We start from the raw sequence: 15642 nt of genomic DNA, 5'->3' as shown, positions 1-15642 counted from the left end.
AGGTTTCATTGTCTGGATGACAAAAAAACGGGTTAACGCGGAAAAACAGTGCGCACATTCTAGCAGGTGAGGCTGATTCCTCAATCACTGTCACGCTGGCTGCACCGGCAGAAGTGCGTTTTTCTGCTAATAAAACCAGCACATTGGCTAAAAGCGCTGCATGATGTCTAAATTTAAAGCGAACGCACATTTATGTTTTAAAAAGCGTTGACTCACTTCGAAGGATCCCTATAATGCGACTCCACACAGCGGGGGTGATTAGCTCAGTTGGTAGAGCATCTCCCTTACAAGGAGGGGGTCGGCGGTTCGAGCCCGTCATCACCCACCACTCTTAATGAGATGGCCCGCAGTGAACAAGAGATAAGATATGGGTGATTAGCTCAGTTGGTAGAGCATCTCCCTTACAAGGAGGGGGTCGGCGGTTCGAGCCCGTCATCACCCACCATATCTTAGTCAGATGACACTCTTGTTAAGTAGTACCGAAGTGGGTGATTAGCTCAGTTGGTAGAGCATCTCCCTTACAAGGAGGGGGTCGGCGGTTCGAGCCCGTCATCACCCACCACTTCGGGTCGTTAGCTCAGTTGGTAGAGCAGTTGACTTTTAATCAATTGGTCGCAGGTTCGAATCCTGCACGACCCACCAAATTCAGAAAAGAGCGCCCTCAGGGCGCTTTTTTCGTTTCTGCGCGCCGATGCTGAACGTGCAGGATGAGAACCTGCTGCAGGTTCGACTGAATCGCCGGGAGCGATTCAGGCTGATGCGCCAGCATCACCCGCAGGGCGAGGCCCCGGATGGGCCGAGGCATATCCTGCACGACCCACCAAATTCAGGAAAAAGCGCCCACTGGGCGCTTTTTTTCGTTTCTTCACCTCCCACCCCCAGGCTGCCAGTTAAGCTGCAACTGAATCAACCACGGTTGCACATTTGGTAGCGGCGCAATTTATTGCGCGATGAATCGCGCCGCTACAAATGGTGTGCGATTTGCAGTTGCCTACCTGGTTGCCCTTACGTCCTCAGGGCGCTTTTTCGTTTCTTCACGTCCCCCCGGGCTGCCAGTTAAGCTGAAACTGCATTCAACCACGGTTGCACGTTTGGTAGCGGCGCAATTTATTACGCGATGAATCGCGCCGCTACAAACAGTGTGCGATTTGCGGTTGCCTTACCTGACCGCTCTTACGTTCTCACGGCGCTTTTTCGCTTCAGCCTTGAAGAAAGCACCCGCTCTGCCTGAGGCCGTGCCCGCCCTGTCCCACTCCGCATCCTCATTCCTGGCGAAACCTTTTCGCAAATTTAACACTTCTTACTATCAAGCCGCAGCGACTGCGTTCCGATAACCAAAGAGCACATTTGCAAGGAGAACGTTATGACCACCATTTCGACCAATACCAATATTGGCAGCAGCAGTACTTCGGGATCCGGAAGCGCATCCGGCAGCAGCGATAGCGCCTCGAAAATCGCCAGCCTGACCAAACAAATCGCCAGCCTGAACGATGAACTGAAAGACATTGCGAAGGACAAAAGCCTGACCGAGAAGCAAAGAAAGGATAAGCAGGAGACGATTAACGCGCAGATTCAGCTGCTGCAGGCGCAAATCCAGCAGTTGCAGAAGCAGGAAAAGGAGAAAGCGGAGCAGAAGCAGGAGAAACAGGAGGTTACTGCAGTGAAAGCGGATGGCATCAACCGCCCAACCGACAGCAACCAACTTGACGTTTATGTTTAAAACGCCGGATTAAGCGCGCGATCCTGCGTCAGCAGCGCCGCCTGCTGACGCACTTCCTGCCAGATAGCCTCCGCTGCCGGCGTGAGTGAACGGTTTTTGCGTTTAATCAGCATCAGACTGCGGTTAATTTCCGGATAGAGCCGGCGCACCGTCAGTTTGCGACCGGACGGCAGCGGCAGCGCCAGTGCCGGCAAAATACTGATGCCAATGCCCGCCTCCACCATCGGATAGAGCGTGGCCGGATGGCCAATCTCCTGCACCACCTGCACGTCCAGCGCCAGCCGCTGTAAGGCGGCATCGACCAGCAAACGGCTGCCCGACGCGTAATCCTGCAGCACCATAGCGCGACCAGCCAGCATCGACCACTGCGCCTGCTGCACCTGCGCCAGCGCATCATCCTGATGACACAACAGTAAAAACGGCTCCTGCAGAATCTCTTCGCTATCAAAATCGGCATCCTGCAGCGGACCGATGACGATGCCGAAATCGACCTCCGCATTGCGCACGCTCTGCAATACCCACTGCTGCACGCGATCGTGCAGAATCACGCGGATGTCGGGATAGCGCTGCTGGCTGCTGGCCAGACATTGCGGCATCAGATGGGCCGATGGCGTCTGGCTGGCGGCTACGCGTACCGTGCCGCTGCGCTGCTCGCCATAACTGCGCACATCCAGCAGCGTGGTATTGAGCTCCTCCAGCAGTCGTTCCAGCCGCGTTGCCAGTTGCTGCCCGGCTTCGCTCAGTAACACCTCGCGCGTGGTACGATCCAGCAGCCGCACGCCCATTTCCGCTTCCAGCTCTTTAATACTGTGGCTGACAGCCGACTGGCTCAGCCCAATCGCCTGCCCTGCCTGACTGAAACTGCCGTGCTGCGCCACCGCCACAAAGGTGCGCAGCTGTCGTAAGGTGTAATTCATCGATTGCGCTCATAGATTAATGCAATAAATCAATTTTATTTCTAAACGCAACTGCCGCACAATCAGCAGCATCATTTATTACATTTAACCGGATTGTAACAATGGGCTTTTTACGACTTGACCCGATGATGGTCAAACTCATCATTACCGTGCTGCTGGCCAGCTTCTTCCCGGCCAAAGGCGGGTTCGTCGATTTCTTCGAATACCTGACCACCGCGGCCATCGCCCTGCTGTTCTTCATGCACGGTGCCAAACTGTCGCGCGAGAAAATCATCGCCGGCAGCAGCCACTGGCGTTTGCACCTGTGGATTATGTGCAGCACCTTCGTGATTTTCCCGATTCTTGGCCTGCTGCTGGTGTGGTGGCATCCGGTTAACGTCGGCGCGGAGATTTACACGGGTTTCCTCTACCTGTGCATCCTGCCGGCAACCGTACAGTCCGCCATTGCTTTCACCTCCATGGCGGGCGGTAACGTTGCCGCGGCGGTGTGTGCTGCCTCCGCATCCAGCCTGCTGGGCGTCTTTATTTCGCCGCTGCTGGTTAACCTGGTGATGAATGTGCACAGTGATGCGCCGGGCAACGGTCTGGAGCAGATTGGTAAAATCATGCTGCAGCTGCTGGTGCCCTTTGTGCTGGGCCACCTGGCACGCCGCTGGATTGGTGGCTGGGTGGAGAAACATCGCAGTCTGATCGGTAAAACCGATCAAACCTCGATTCTGCTGGTGGTCTATTCGGCGTTCAGTGAAGCGGTGGTTAACGGCATCTGGCATCGCGTCGGCGTTGATACCCTGCTGTGGATTCTGGCCGGCAGCCTGCTGATTCTGTTTGTCGCACTGGCGATCAACCTTGGCGCTTCCCGGCTGTTTGGCTTTAGCCGTGCGGATGAGATTGTGGTGCTGTTTTGCGGCTCGAAAAAGAGCCTGGCAAACGGTGTGCCGATGGCCAACATTCTGTTCCCGGCCAGCGCAGTGGGGATTATTGTCCTGCCGCTGATGATCTTCCATCAGGTCCAGCTGATGGTGTGCTCGTTCATTGCCCAGCGCTATAAAGCCGGCAATGAGAAGAAGCTGGCGAAGCAGCAGATTGAAGTGCAGAAGTCATAAAAATATCAGGCCCGCAATCGCGGGCCTGTCACTTATTCACTGCGCTTTAACGGTTTAACCAAGCCCTGTAAGCCTTCGATTTTGATCGCCAGCGTCAGTTGCATCAGCTCACCCAGTTTGCCGGCGGGAAACTCATTTTTACGCGCAAACCACAGCAGATACTCTTCCGGCAGATCGATCAGCATCCGTCCTTTGTATTTGCCAAACGGCATCGCGGTATTGGCAATTTCAACCAGCTGCTGCTTATCCATCTCAGGCGCCCAGTAAGCGAATCATTTCGGCTTCGTCGATCACCGCAATCCCCAGCTCCTGCGCTTTTGCCAGCTTGGAACCGGCGGCCTCACCGGCGATCAGCAAATCGGTTTTTTTCGATACGCTGCCGCTGACCTTCGCCCCCAGCGCCGTCAGCTGCGCTTTGGCATCGTCACGGTTCATCTGCGACAGCGAACCGGTCAGTACCACGGTTTTTCCGGCGAACGGGCTGTCGATCTCCTCGGCTTTGACCACCACCACCGGCGGCCAGTGCACGCCCACCTCTTCGGTCAGCTGGCGGATCACCTCGCGGTTGCTCTCCTCTTCCATGAAGTTGCGCACGTGCGCCGCCACTACTTTGCCGACGTCCTGTACCGCGATCAGCGCATCGAGATCGGCGTTCATGACCTTTTCCAGCTCGCCAAAGTGGTTTGCCAGGTTGGCCGCAGTCGCCTCGCCCACTTCGCGGATGCCGAGCGCATAGAGGAAGCGCGGCAGCGTGGTGAGTTTGGCTTTTTCCAGCGCGTCCACCACGTTTTGCGCCGATTTCGGCCCCATGCGATCCAGTCCGGTCAGCTTGCCGGCGGTGAGACGGAACAGGTCGGCCGGGGTTGTGACATACTCTTTTTCCACCAGCTGGTCGATGATTTTATCGCCCATGCCGTCCACGTCCATCGCGCGGCGTGAGACAAAGTGCTTCAGCGCCTCTTTACGCTGTGCACCGCAAATCAGCCCACCGGTACAGCGCGTCACCGCCTCGCCCTCCACCCGCTCCACGTCAGAGCCGCACACCGGACAGTGGCTGGGGAACACAATCTCGCGCGCATCCGCCGGACGCTCGGACTCCACTACGTTGACTACCTGCGGAATCACGTCACCGGCGCGGCGAATCACCACTTTGTCGCCGATGCGCAGCCCAAGCCGGGCGATTTCATCGGCGTTGTGCAGCGTCGCATTACTGACTATCACGCCCGCGACCTGCACCGGTTCGAGGCGCGCCACCGGCGTAATCGCCCCGGTACGTCCCACCTGAAACTCGACGTCGCGCACCACCGTCATCTGCTCCTGCGCCGGGAACTTGAATGCCACCGCCCAGCGCGGTGCGCGGGCCACAAAGCCCAGCTGCTCCTGCAGCGTCTGCGAGTCGACTTTGATCACCACGCCGTCAATATCAAAGCCGAGCGACGGACGGTCCTGCTCAACCTGGCGATAGAACGCCAGCGCTTCGTCCGCGGTGTGCACCAGGCGAATCCGGTCGCTGACCGGTAATCCCCAGGCCTTAAACTGTTGCAGACGCTGCCAGTGGCTGGCGGGCATTTCGCCGCCCTCCAGCAGACCAAAGCCGTAGCAGAAGAAGGTCAGCGGACGTTTCGCGGTGATACGCGGATCGAGCTGGCGCAGCGAGCCGGCCGCCGCATTGCGCGGGTTGGCAAACACTTTGCCGCCGGTGCGTCGCGCTTCCTCGTTCAGTTTTTCAAAGCCGCTTTCGGTCATGAATACTTCGCCGCGCACTTCTACCCGCGCCGGAATATTGTCGCCGTGCAGGCGCAGCGGAATGGCGTGAATGGTGCGCACGTTCGCCGTGATGTTTTCGCCGGTGGTGCCATCGCCACGCGTGGCGGCACGCACCAGCAGGCCGTTTTCATACAGCAGACTCACCGCCAGACCATCCAGCTTCAGCTCGCAGCAGTAGGTGAGATCGTCGGTGCTTTTCAGGCGATCCTGCACGCGCTTATTGAAGGCAAGAAACCCGGCTTCATCGAAGGTGTTATCAAGCGACAGCATCGGCACTTCATGGCGCACCTGTTCAAAGGTGGCAAGCGGTGCCGCGCCCACGCGCTGGGTGGGAGAATCCGGGGTGATTAAATCGGGATGCGCGCTCTCCAGCTCACGCAGTTCGCGCATCAATCGGTCATATTCTGCATCCGGAATTTCCGGCGTATCCATCACGTGATAGAGATATTCGTGGTGGCGTAACGTGGTGCGCAGCGCGGTGATCTGCTCCTGAACCGATGTCATATTCTCTCGTCCGATAAAAAACCCCCGGCAAGCGGGGGTCATTTAGTTAAAGGGTGATGCTGCTGGCAGCGCTTAGCCAATAACCTCGCGGATGCGTGCTTTGTAGGTTTCCAGCTTTTGCGGTGTCATCATGCGACGCTCATCATCCAGCACTACGCCACCGACATCATCGGCGATACGCTGCGCGGATTGCAGCATCAGCTTAAAGTTCTGGTTGGCGTCGCCGTACGACGGCACCATCATAAAGATTGAGACGCCCGGCGTGGTAAAGTCGCCCATTTCATCCGGATTGAACGAACCCGGTTTGACCATATTCGCCAGGCTGAACAGCACCGGACCGCTGCCTGCCGGGCTGAGATGGCGATGGAAAATGTTCATTTCACCAAACTGGAAGCCGGCCTGCAGAATGCCCTGCAGTAGCGCTTCGCCGTTCAGTGCACCACCGGCGTGCGCGGCAACGTGCAGCACCAGCACCGTTTCTTTTTTACTGCCTGGCGCAGCGGGCTGCGGCGCAGTTTCCTGCACCGGCGCAGGTTCAGGTTGTCTGGTCTCTGGCTCGGCGGCGGTAAATTCCGGTGCCGGCTGGGTGGCGGACAGCGGTTCGTTATCCAGCAGCGGATCGGCCTGAATGGGTTGTGGCTGTGGCTGCGGGACAGGCTGCGCCACGGGCGCCTGCGGTTGTGGTGCAGGCTGGCGTACAGGTTCATCGTCCAGCAGCGGGTCGCCGCTCAGCGCGGTATCATGACGTGGGAACGGCTGACGTGCCGGTTCCGGCGCACGCGGTGCAGCAGGTTTGGTGACCGGCGCGTCGAAATGCGGCTCGTCTTCGGCATCACGCTGGCGACGCACGCGTACTTCGCCGACGCCATCGTCTTCGCTGTTCAGCAGATCATCGTCATCCGCTTCTTCACGCTGTTTCAGACGTTTGTGCGGGCGATCGCGAAACACAGAAGAGCGCTCTTTACGGCTGGTCCACAGTCCGTGAAGAAGCAGCGCTATTATGGCGATCGCGCCAACAACGATTAATATCAGACGCAAATCCTGCATCATTGTATTCTCTGTTGTTCCAATACCTTGCCACCACGGCAAACTTTATCCTCTAACTGTATTTGCCCAGCTACACAAGTGCAAGTCTGTGCAGTATTTTCTGACAAATAAGATAGCTCACCCACGCTTTTTTGCTGTTTTTTCGCGCAAAGTGCGCCTGTCACCGATAAAAAGCCAGGTTATGATGTTGGCGCCGCCACATAAAGGAGAAAGGCTTGCTATGCCCGCTGAGAATTCGGTCTCATCCATGAATGGTATTCATTATTTTGCGCAGGGCTGGAAACTGGTGCGTCTGCCGGGCATCCGCCGCTACGTTATCATCCCACTGCTGGTGAACATTGTGCTGCTGGGCGGCGCGTTTGTCTGGCTGTTTCAGCGCCTCGGCCAGTGGATCCCCCGGCTGATGTCGCACGTGCCGGACTGGCTGCAGTGGCTGAGTTATCTGCTGTGGCCGCTGTCGGTGATTTCGATTGTGCTGGTATTCAGCTATTTCTTTTCCACCATCGCCAACTGGATCGCCGCGCCGTTTTGCGGCCTGCTGGCCGAGCAGCTGGAAGGCCGTCTGACCGGAAAACCGCTGCCAGACAGCGGCTGGCTCGGCATGATGAAAGACATTCCGCGCATCATGAAGCGTGAGTTACAGAAGCTCGGCTACTATTTGCCGCGCGCGCTGGGCCTGCTGCTGCTCTACTTCATCCCCGGCTTTGGCCAGACGGTGGCACCGGTATTGTGGTTCCTGTTTAGCGCCTGGATGCTGTCGGTGCAATATTGCGACTATCCGTTTGATAACCACAAAGTGAGTTTTCCTCAGATGCGCACCGCGCTGCGCCAGCACAAAACCGCCAATATGCAGTTCGGCGCGCTGGTCAGCCTGTTCACCATGATCCCGATACTCAACCTCGCCATTATGCCGGTCGCGGTATGCGGTGCCACCGCCATGTGGGTTGACCGCTACCGCAGCCAGCATGCGCGTCATCTATAATGCATCAAAAAGCCTTATGCATTTTTGCATCAGGCTTATGGTCGACGGCTATATAGATATACGATTTCTTTCCTTCCGCCGAAGGTCAGAACAGGTATGCTCTGAGGGTTCCCAATATTTCATACAGTTAAGGACGGGCTATGAGTAAGATCTATGAAGACAACTCTCTGACAATTGGTCATACGCCGCTGGTTCGACTGAACCGCATCGGTAATGGACGCATTCTGGCGAAGGTCGAGTCGCGTAACCCGAGCTTCAGCGTAAAATGCCGTATCGGTGCCAATATGATTTGGGACGCAGAAAAACGCGGTATTCTGAAACCGGGCGTTGAGCTGGTAGAGCCAACCAGCGGTAACACCGGGATTGCGCTGGCCTATGTCGCTGCGGCGCGCGGCTACAAGCTGACGCTGACCATGCCTGAGACCATGTCGATTGAACGTCGCAAACTGCTGAAGGCGCTGGGTGCCAATCTGGTGCTGACCGAAGGGCCAAAAGGCATGAAAGGCGCGATCGCCAAAGCCGAAGAGATTGTTGCCAGCGATCCGGATAAATATGTGCTGCTGCAGCAGTTCAGCAATCCGGCCAACCCGGAAATTCACGAAAAGACTACCGGCCCGGAGATCTGGGAAGACACCGATGGCGCCGTGGACGTATTCATCGCTGGCGTGGGTACCGGCGGTACGCTGACCGGCGTGAGCCGCTACATCAAGAACACTAAAGGCAAGCAGGATTTGATCACCGTGGCCGTTGAGCCTACCGATTCCCCGGTCATCGCGCAGGCGCTGGCGGGCGAAGAGATCAAACCGGGTCCGCACAAAATTCAGGGTATCGGTGCCGGTTTCATTCCCGGTAACCTGGATCTGAAACTGATTGACCGCGTGGTGGCTATCACCAACGAAGAAGCGATCAGCACGGCGCGCCAGCTGATGGAAGAAGAAGGCATTCTGGCCGGTATCTCGTCCGGCGCAGCGGTGGCGGCTGCCCTCAAGCTGCAGGAAGACGAAGCCTTCGCCAACAAAAACATTGTGGTGATTCTGCCCTCTTCCGGTGAGCGTTACCTCAGTACGGCGCTGTTTGCCGATCTGTTCACTGAAAAGGAGCTGCAGCAGTAAGCGTCAGAGTCTGAAAATGATGAAAAAAGCACCCAAATGGGTGCTTTTTTGTGGCGCAGATCTCACTTTCACCACCGGGCAGATTGATTTCAGTGATGCGGCTCTGGTATTTAAGCAGCCAATTATTTCGGTGCCTGAAATTAATCTGCCTTTGAAGTGGATCAAGCTGAATCGATTTACTGATTTGGTGAAACGGCGAATCACGGCATAATCAGCAGAGTGACGAATTGCAGCAGTTTTGATCCGTCATCGAAAAATGACTTTTCATTCAAGCGCATTTTTTGGTCAGCGTGATGCCATACCAGCGCACCTACACAGGCTAAAGTTACGGCTCCAGGCTAGACTTTAGATCCATAACACCAAACCTGATAAAGTTGGGGAAATAGAATGTTCCAGCAAGAAGTTACCATTACCGCACCTAACGGCCTCCATACCCGTCCTGCAGCTCAGTTCGTGAAAGAAGCGAAGGCTTTCCAGTCTGAAATCACTGTGACCTCTAACGGCAAATCTGCCAGCGCGAAAAGCCTGTTCAAACTGCAGACTCTGGGTCTGACTCAGGGTACAGTTGTTACCCTGTCTGCGGAAGGTGAAGACGAGCAGCAGGCGGTTGAGCATCTGGTCAAACTGATGGCTGAACTGGAGTAATTTCGCTCCGGCAAGCCATTAAACCGACTCCTTTGCCCCATTGAGTGCAATTATGTTGATCGCGGACAACCTGTCCGCGTTATTGCTTCCTTAGAGTACTGCTCCGCGACAGTGGCAACGCATTGGGTCAATGAGCCATCGTGATTAAAAGGTAGGGTTATGATTTCAGGCATTTTAGCATCACCGGGTATCGCTTTCGGCAAAGCACTGCTGCTGAAGGAAGACGAGATCGTCATCAGCCGTAAAAAGATTACTGACGACCAGGTTGAGCAGGAAGTTCAGCGCTTCCTCGACGGTCGCAGCAAAGCAGCCGGGCAGCTTGAAGCCATCCGTGTGAAAGCCGGTGAAACCTTCGGTGAAGAGAAAGCGGCGATCTTTGAAGGTCACATCATGCTGCTCGAAGACGAAGAGCTTGAGCAGGAAATCATCGACCTGATTAAAAAAGATCACGTAACCGCTGACGCCGCCGCCCACTCTGTGGTTGAAGGCCAGGCGAAAGCGCTGGAAGAGCTCGACGACGAATATCTGAAAGAGCGCGCGGCCGACGTACGTGACATCGGCAAGCGTCTGCTGCAGAACATTCTGGGTCTGCATATCGTTGACCTGAGCGCCATTGCTGACGAATCCATTCTGGTGGCGAAAGATCTGACGCCATCCGAAACCGCACAGCTGAACCTGAAAAAGGTGCTGGGCTTTATTACCGATCTGGGTGGCCGGACTTCGCACACCTCGATCATGGCGCGTTCGCTGGAGCTGCCTGCGATTGTTGGCACCGGCAACGTGACCGCTACCGTGAAAAACGGTGACTTCCTGATCATCGATGGCGTGAACAACAAGATTTACGTCAATCCGACCGATGACGTGCAGGAAGAGCTGAAAGCGATTCAGACGCAGTATCTGTCTGAGAAGCACGAGCTGGCGAAACTGAAAGATCTGCCAGCGATTACGCTGGATGGCCACCAGGTTGAAGTGTGCGCCAACATCGGTACCGTGCGTGATGTCGCCGGTGCTGAGCGCAACGGCGCAGAAGGTGTAGGTCTGTACCGCACTGAATTCCTGTTCATGGACCGCGATTCACTGCCAAGCGAAGAAGAGCAGTTCCAGGCTTACAAAGCCGTCGCAGAAGCGATGGGTTCCCAGGCGGTGATCGTACGTACCATGGACATCGGCGGCGACAAAGATCTGCCGTACATGAACCTGCCAAAAGAAGAGAACCCGTTCCTCGGCTGGCGTGCGATTCGTATCGCCATGGACCGCAAAGAGATTCTGCATGCCCAGCTGCGCGCTATCCTGCGTGCGTCTTCCTTCGGCAAACTGCGCATCATGTTCCCGATGATCATCTCGGTAGAAGAAGTGCGTTTCCTGAAGGCGGAACTGGAGATGCTGAAGGCACAGCTGCGTGAAGAAGGTAAAGCCTTTGATGAGTCTATTGAAGTGGGCATCATGGTAGAAACCCCGGCTTCCGCAGTGATTGCCCGCCATCTGGCGAAAGAAGTCGACTTCTTTAGTATTGGGACAAATGACCTGACGCAGTATACTCTGGCGGTCGATCGTGGTAATGATTTGATTTCACACCTCTATAACCCAATGACGCCATCTGTACTGGGCCTCATTAAGCAAGTGATCGACGCATCACATGCCGAAGGGAAATGGACCGGCATGTGTGGTGAGCTGGCTGGTGATGAACGTGCTACACTACTGTTACTGGGAATGGGGCTGGACGAATTCAGCATGAGTGCCATTTCAATCCCAAGCATCAAGAAGATCATTCGTAATACCAATTTCGAAGATGCTAAGGCACTGGCAGAGCAGGCTCTGGCTCAACCCACAGCGGAAGATTTGATGAACCTGGTCAACAAGTTCATCAAAGAAAAAACGCTCTGCTGATCCACGAGACGCTGGCCCCAAATTACTGCTTAGGAGAAGATCATGGGTTTGTTTTCTAAACTTTTTGGCGATAAATCAGAGAGCGCGTCAGGGACTATCGATATCGTTGCGCCTCTGTCAGGCGAAATCGTGAACATCGAAGACGTACCTGATGTGGTATTCGCAGAGAAAATCGTTGGTGATGGTATCGCCATCAAACCGACTGGCAACAAAATGGTTGCACCGGTGGATGGCACTATCGGCAAGATTTTCGAAACCAACCACGCGTTTTCTATCGAGTCTGATAATGGCATCGAACTGTTCGTGCACTTCGGTATCGACACGGTAGAACTGAAAGGCGAAGGCTTCAAACGCATCGCTGAAGAAGGCCAGAAAGTGAAAAAAGGCGATGTGGTGATCGAGTTTGATCTGCCGCTGCTGGAAGAGAAAGCCAAATCCACGCTGACCCCGGTCGTGATCTCGAATATGGATGAGATCAAAGACCTGGTGAAACTCTCCGGTCAGGTTACCGTGGGCGAAACGCCGGTGATCCGCATCAGGAAGTAAACCGCGTTAACAGCGTGAAAACGGCACCCAATGGGTGCCGTTTTTGTTTGTTTAATACGTGGATAAATGATTTGCTGGCTATGACTTCTGGCAAAGCGCACTGTGCCTGTTTAAGGGCAGGACGACCGGGCAGAGGAGCAAAGCGTCCCGCGCCATGGATGGCGCGGGACGAGGCCCAGGGACGGTTTATGCCGTCTTTGCGATCTGTCCGGTCGTCCTGACCGTTTGCGCCTGGCGTGATTATTTTATTCCTGTTTCCAGCGCGGCAGCCGCAGCGTCACTTCCAGTCCGCCTTCCGGACGGTTCACCGCCTGCACTTCACCATGGTGTGCCAGAATCACCTTGCGTACGATCGACAGCCCGAGCCCATAGCCTTTACCCATCAGCGGTGAGTTCACCCGCACAAAAGGATCGAAGATACTCGACAGCTTCTCATCATCCACGCCCGGGCCCTGATCGCGCACGCAAATCGCCAGCCACTGATTCTCCGCCTGCAATCGCACGCTGATATGCTGCCCCTGATGCGAGAAACGCAGCGCGTTCCGCAGCACATTCTCCACGCCACGGCGGATCAGCTCGGCGTTACCGCGCACGGTATAATCCGCGTTCTCATCCACCAGGAAATCCACTTCCACGCCGGGGATCTGCGCTTCATAGCGCACGTCGGTGACCACCGCGTGCAGCAGCCCGGTCAGGTCAAAATACTGCTCGCCAGGCATGCTCTCATGCTCAGCGCGCGACAGCGTCAGCAGCTCGCCGATCATCTTATCGAGACGACGCGCCTCTTCATCAATACGATTCAGGGAAGACAACACGGACTCCGGCGTCTGGCGCGCCAGACCGGTGGCTAGCTGCAGCCGCGCCAGCGGAGAGCGCAGTTCGTGCGAGATATCGTGCAGCAGCTCCTCACGCGCTTTAACCAGCGTATCCAGCCGCTCCACCATCGCATCAAAATCCTGCGCCACAATCGACAGCTCATCATGGCGCCGGCGCATCACCGGATAAAGCCGCACCGACAAATCACCGCGCGACACGCGGGCAAAGCCTTCGCGCAGCTGGCGCATCGGCCGCGTCAGGTTCCACGCCAGCAGCAGGCTGAACAGCAGGCCCAGCGCCCCGGCAAAAAGGAACATCGGCTCAGGAATATTCAGAATGCGGCGCGGACCTCCGCCGCCCATCGAACTGTCTTCACGCAGCCCTTTTACGTCATAACGCAGCTCGTACTCTTTGCCGTCAGCGCCTTTCACCCAGCGCACAATCACCTGCGGAAACGGCCCATGAAACGGCTGATTAAAGCTCTCTGGCGGCGCGTTATCCGGCGTGGTGGCCGGTCTGTCATGCTGAATCACCGAGAAAAACTGGCGATCGTTCGGCTCCCAGTCGGCCATCATATCGTCGAGCGAACTGGGGCCGCCGCGCTCCAGCACCGACACCGCCGAAGCCATTTGCAGGTTGACGATACGGCGCACCGCCACAATCTCCGGCGGTTCGTGGCGGTTACCCGACAAGGTAAAGCCCAGCCACAACAGCTGGCTGATCATCACAAACACAATCCAGAAGCCCAGCAGAATCTTCCAGAACATGCGGCCACGGTAGCTGTGCTTCATCGAATGCGATAGCCAATGCTGCGCACGGTTTCGATATTCACGCTGTCAGCGGTCAGCGCAGCCAGCTTCTGGCGAATATTACTGATGTGCACATCCACGCTGCGATCGTAAGCTTCACGCGGACGACCCAGCCCTTTCTCCGACAGCTCATCTTTCGACACCACGCGATCCGGCGCGCGCAGCAGCAGATCCAGCAGGTTGAATTCCGATGCGGTGAGATCAAAGGCTTTGCCCTGCCACTCCGTAATGCGCGTGGCCGGATTCAGGCTGAGCTCGCCCCAGCGCAGCACCTCTTTCTTATCCGGCACCGGCGCCTGATCTTCGAAGCGACGCAGCACCGCGCGCAGACGCGCCACCAGCTCGCGCGGATAGCACGGTTTGGGCACGTAGTCGTCCGCGCCCATCTCCAGGCCGATAACGCGATCGATATTGTCGCCCTTCGCCGTCAGCATGATCACCGGCAGGCGGCTGTTCTGGCGCACCTGGCGCAGCACATCAATGCCGCTCATATCCGGCAGCATGATGTCGAGAATCATCGCGGTGTAGTGGCCGGACAGCGCCCCTTCAATCCCGGCGCTGCCGGTCAGCACCAGCTGGGTTTCAAAACCTTCGCCAATCAGGTACTGGCTCAGCATGGTGCCAAGTTCAACATCGTCATCAACAAGCAGGATTTTCATCTTTTTCTCTCGTACAAAATTGCCGCTATTTTGTCCTGAGTGGCGCGGGAAAGCAGCCGGTTTTACGCGATCCTTACAGTGGTCGCGTCACAGCTTAATCAGGGAGACTATAGACAATCCTGGCGCGTGCGCCGCGTCGGGCGGCGCACAGATCGTCGCAATGCGAGGCTGAACTAGCGGTGAAAAACACCGGTGGAGAGATAACGGTCGCCGCGATCGCAGACAATGGCGACGACAACACTGCCCGGCTGCGCTTTGGCGATGCGTAATGCGCCCGCTACCGCGCCGCCCGAACTGACGCCGCAGAAAATGCCTTCACGCTGCGCCAGCGCGCGCATGGTCTCTTCCGCTTCCTGCTGCGCCATATCCATCACCTCATCCACCAGCTCCGGACGATAAATGCCGGGCAGATAGGCAGCCGGCCAGCGCCGGATGCCGGGAATGCTGCTGCCTTCCTGCGGCTGCAGACCCACCACTTTTACCGACGGGGCAAACTCTTTTAGATAGCGTCCGACGCCGCTGATGGTGCCGGTGGTGCCCATGCTGGAGACAAAATGCGTCATACGGCCGTGGCTTTGCTGCCAGATCTCCGGACCGGTGGTGAGATAGTGGCCGAGCGGGTTGTCAGGATTATTAAACTGATCGAGCACCTTGCCTTCGCCGCGTTGCGCCATGGCCTGTGCCAGATCGCGCGCCCCTTCCATGCCCTGCTCGCGCGTCACCAGCACCAGCTCAGCCCCGTAGGCGCGCATCGCATCCTGCCGCTCCTGGCTCATGTTCTCCGGCATCAGCAGGCGTAAACGGTAGCCTTTCAGCGCGGCAATCATCGCCAGCGCAATGCCGGTATTGCCGCTGGTGGCTTCAATCAGCCTGTCGCCGGGCTGGATTTCACCGCGCAGCTCGGCCTGATGAATCATCGACCAGGCCGCGCGATCTTTCACCGAACCCGCCGGATTATTGCCTTCCAGCTTGAGCCAGATTTCGCTGCCGTTGTCGGGCGTCAGGCGCTGCAATTTAATCAGCGGCGTGTTGCCGATGGTATTTTCCAGAGTGGTCACGGTGTCATTCCAGCCGAAAGGAGTGCAAATAAATCGGGCGGGAAAATCCCGCCCGAAGGAGTGACAAAAA

At 56.6% G+C, this 15642-nt stretch carries 15 protein-coding genes, 4 tRNA genes and 1 other RNA gene; 13 read left to right on the top strand and 7 right to left on the bottom strand.

What is annotated here, in order from left to right; translation table 11 throughout:
• Positions 1 to 252 precede the first annotated feature (252 nt).
• The 6 genes from MXF20_RS09685 (at position 253) to MXF20_RS09660 (ending at position 1720) form a co-directional block, all read left to right on the top strand.
• Positions 253 to 328 (top strand) — tRNA-Val (locus MXF20_RS09685).
• Between the two features lie 41 nt (positions 329 to 369).
• A tRNA-Val gene (locus MXF20_RS09680) sits at positions 370 to 445 on the top strand.
• Positions 446 to 486: 41 nt separating this feature from the next.
• Positions 487 to 562, top strand: a tRNA-Val gene (locus tag MXF20_RS09675).
• A 4-nt stretch (positions 563 to 566) separates the two neighbouring features.
• Positions 567 to 642: transfer RNA gene (locus MXF20_RS09670), tRNA-Lys, on the top strand.
• 44 nt (positions 643 to 686) lie between these two features.
• A non-coding RNA gene (locus MXF20_RS09665) (RtT sRNA) lies at positions 687 to 823 on the top strand.
• Positions 824 to 1363: 540 nt separating this feature from the next.
• Positions 1364 to 1720, top strand: a complete 357-nt coding sequence (locus tag MXF20_RS09660) for a FlxA-like family protein (RefSeq protein WP_021508090.1) — start codon at positions 1364 to 1366, stop codon at positions 1718 to 1720.
• Here MXF20_RS09660 and MXF20_RS09655 read toward each other — a convergent pair.
• Complete coding sequence (locus MXF20_RS09655) at positions 1717 to 2637, bottom strand: LysR family transcriptional regulator (protein ID WP_325969046.1); 921 nt, start codon at positions 2635 to 2637, stop codon at positions 1717 to 1719. The two genes, MXF20_RS09660 and MXF20_RS09655, sit on opposite strands and share 4 nt — an antisense overlap.
• 101 nt (positions 2638 to 2738) lie before the next feature.
• Between MXF20_RS09655 and MXF20_RS09650 the strand changes: the two genes are divergently transcribed.
• A complete protein-coding gene (locus tag MXF20_RS09650) occupies positions 2739 to 3740 on the top strand; it encodes a bile acid:sodium symporter family protein (RefSeq protein WP_325969045.1) in 1002 nt (333 codons plus the stop codon).
• Positions 3741 to 3772: 32 nt separating this feature from the next.
• Here the strand turns inward: MXF20_RS09650 and MXF20_RS09645 are convergent, their stop codons facing one another.
• From MXF20_RS09645 to zipA, 3 genes are all read right to left on the bottom strand, one after another.
• A complete protein-coding gene (locus tag MXF20_RS09645) occupies positions 3773 to 3991 on the bottom strand; it encodes a DUF3820 family protein (protein WP_059011533.1) in 219 nt (72 codons plus the stop codon).
• Position 3992: 1 nt separating this feature from the next.
• Positions 3993 to 6011, bottom strand: coding sequence for an NAD-dependent DNA ligase LigA (gene ligA, locus MXF20_RS09640; protein ID WP_325969042.1), 2019 nt, complete (start codon positions 6009 to 6011; stop codon positions 3993 to 3995).
• A gap of 72 nt (positions 6012 to 6083) precedes the next feature.
• On the bottom strand, positions 6084 to 7061 hold the full coding sequence (zipA, locus tag MXF20_RS09635) for a cell division protein ZipA (RefSeq protein WP_325969041.1): 978 nt from the start codon (positions 7059 to 7061) through the stop codon (positions 6084 to 6086).
• Between the two features lie 217 nt (positions 7062 to 7278).
• On the opposite strand from zipA, the gene cysZ reads away from it, so the two are divergent.
• The 6 genes from cysZ (at position 7279) to crr (ending at position 12230) form a co-directional block, all read left to right on the top strand.
• Positions 7279 to 8040: a sulfate transporter CysZ gene (gene cysZ, locus MXF20_RS09630; RefSeq protein ID WP_325969040.1), complete on the top strand. Its 762-nt coding sequence runs from the start codon at positions 7279 to 7281 to the stop codon at positions 8038 to 8040.
• A gap of 140 nt (positions 8041 to 8180) precedes the next feature.
• Entirely contained in the window at positions 8181 to 9152 is a 972-nt protein-coding gene (gene cysK, locus MXF20_RS09625; protein WP_021508083.1) for a cysteine synthase A, read from the top strand.
• 16 nt (positions 9153 to 9168) lie between these two features.
• Positions 9169 to 9363: a hypothetical protein gene (locus MXF20_RS09620; RefSeq protein ID WP_021508082.1), complete on the top strand. Its 195-nt coding sequence runs from the start codon at positions 9169 to 9171 to the stop codon at positions 9361 to 9363.
• A 176-nt stretch (positions 9364 to 9539) separates the two neighbouring features.
• Positions 9540 to 9797, top strand: coding sequence for a phosphocarrier protein Hpr (gene ptsH / locus MXF20_RS09615; protein WP_007889063.1), 258 nt, complete (start codon positions 9540 to 9542; stop codon positions 9795 to 9797).
• Between the two features lie 159 nt (positions 9798 to 9956).
• Positions 9957 to 11684, top strand: a complete 1728-nt coding sequence (ptsI, locus tag MXF20_RS09610; RefSeq protein ID WP_021508081.1) for a phosphoenolpyruvate-protein phosphotransferase PtsI — start codon at positions 9957 to 9959, stop codon at positions 11682 to 11684.
• Positions 11685 to 11726: 42 nt separating this feature from the next.
• Positions 11727 to 12230, top strand: coding sequence for a PTS glucose transporter subunit IIA (gene crr / locus MXF20_RS09605; RefSeq protein WP_010617547.1), 504 nt, complete (start codon positions 11727 to 11729; stop codon positions 12228 to 12230).
• 245 nt (positions 12231 to 12475) lie between these two features.
• Here the strand turns inward: crr and MXF20_RS09600 are convergent, their stop codons facing one another.
• The 3 genes from MXF20_RS09600 to cysM all read right to left on the bottom strand — a co-directional run bounded on the left by MXF20_RS09600 (position 12476) and on the right by cysM (position 15572).
• Positions 12476 to 13837 (bottom strand): ATP-binding protein, encoded by a 1362-nt coding sequence (locus MXF20_RS09600; RefSeq protein ID WP_325969038.1) that lies wholly within the window; start codon positions 13835 to 13837, stop codon positions 12476 to 12478.
• Entirely contained in the window at positions 13834 to 14514 is a 681-nt protein-coding gene (locus MXF20_RS09595) for a response regulator transcription factor (protein ID WP_325969037.1), read from the bottom strand. Before MXF20_RS09595 ends, MXF20_RS09600 begins: the two co-directional genes overlap by 4 nt.
• A 173-nt stretch (positions 14515 to 14687) precedes the next feature.
• A complete protein-coding gene (cysM, locus tag MXF20_RS09590) occupies positions 14688 to 15572 on the bottom strand; it encodes a cysteine synthase CysM (RefSeq protein WP_325969036.1) in 885 nt (294 codons plus the stop codon).
• Between the last annotated feature and the right edge of the window lie 70 nt (positions 15573 to 15642).

The organism is Pantoea dispersa, assembly GCF_035783935.1.
Taxonomy (GTDB): domain Bacteria; phylum Pseudomonadota; class Gammaproteobacteria; order Enterobacterales; family Enterobacteriaceae; genus Pantoea; species Pantoea dispersa_C.
Note: the sequence above shows the minus strand (reverse complement) of the source record. Positions and strands in the feature narration are given on the sequence as shown.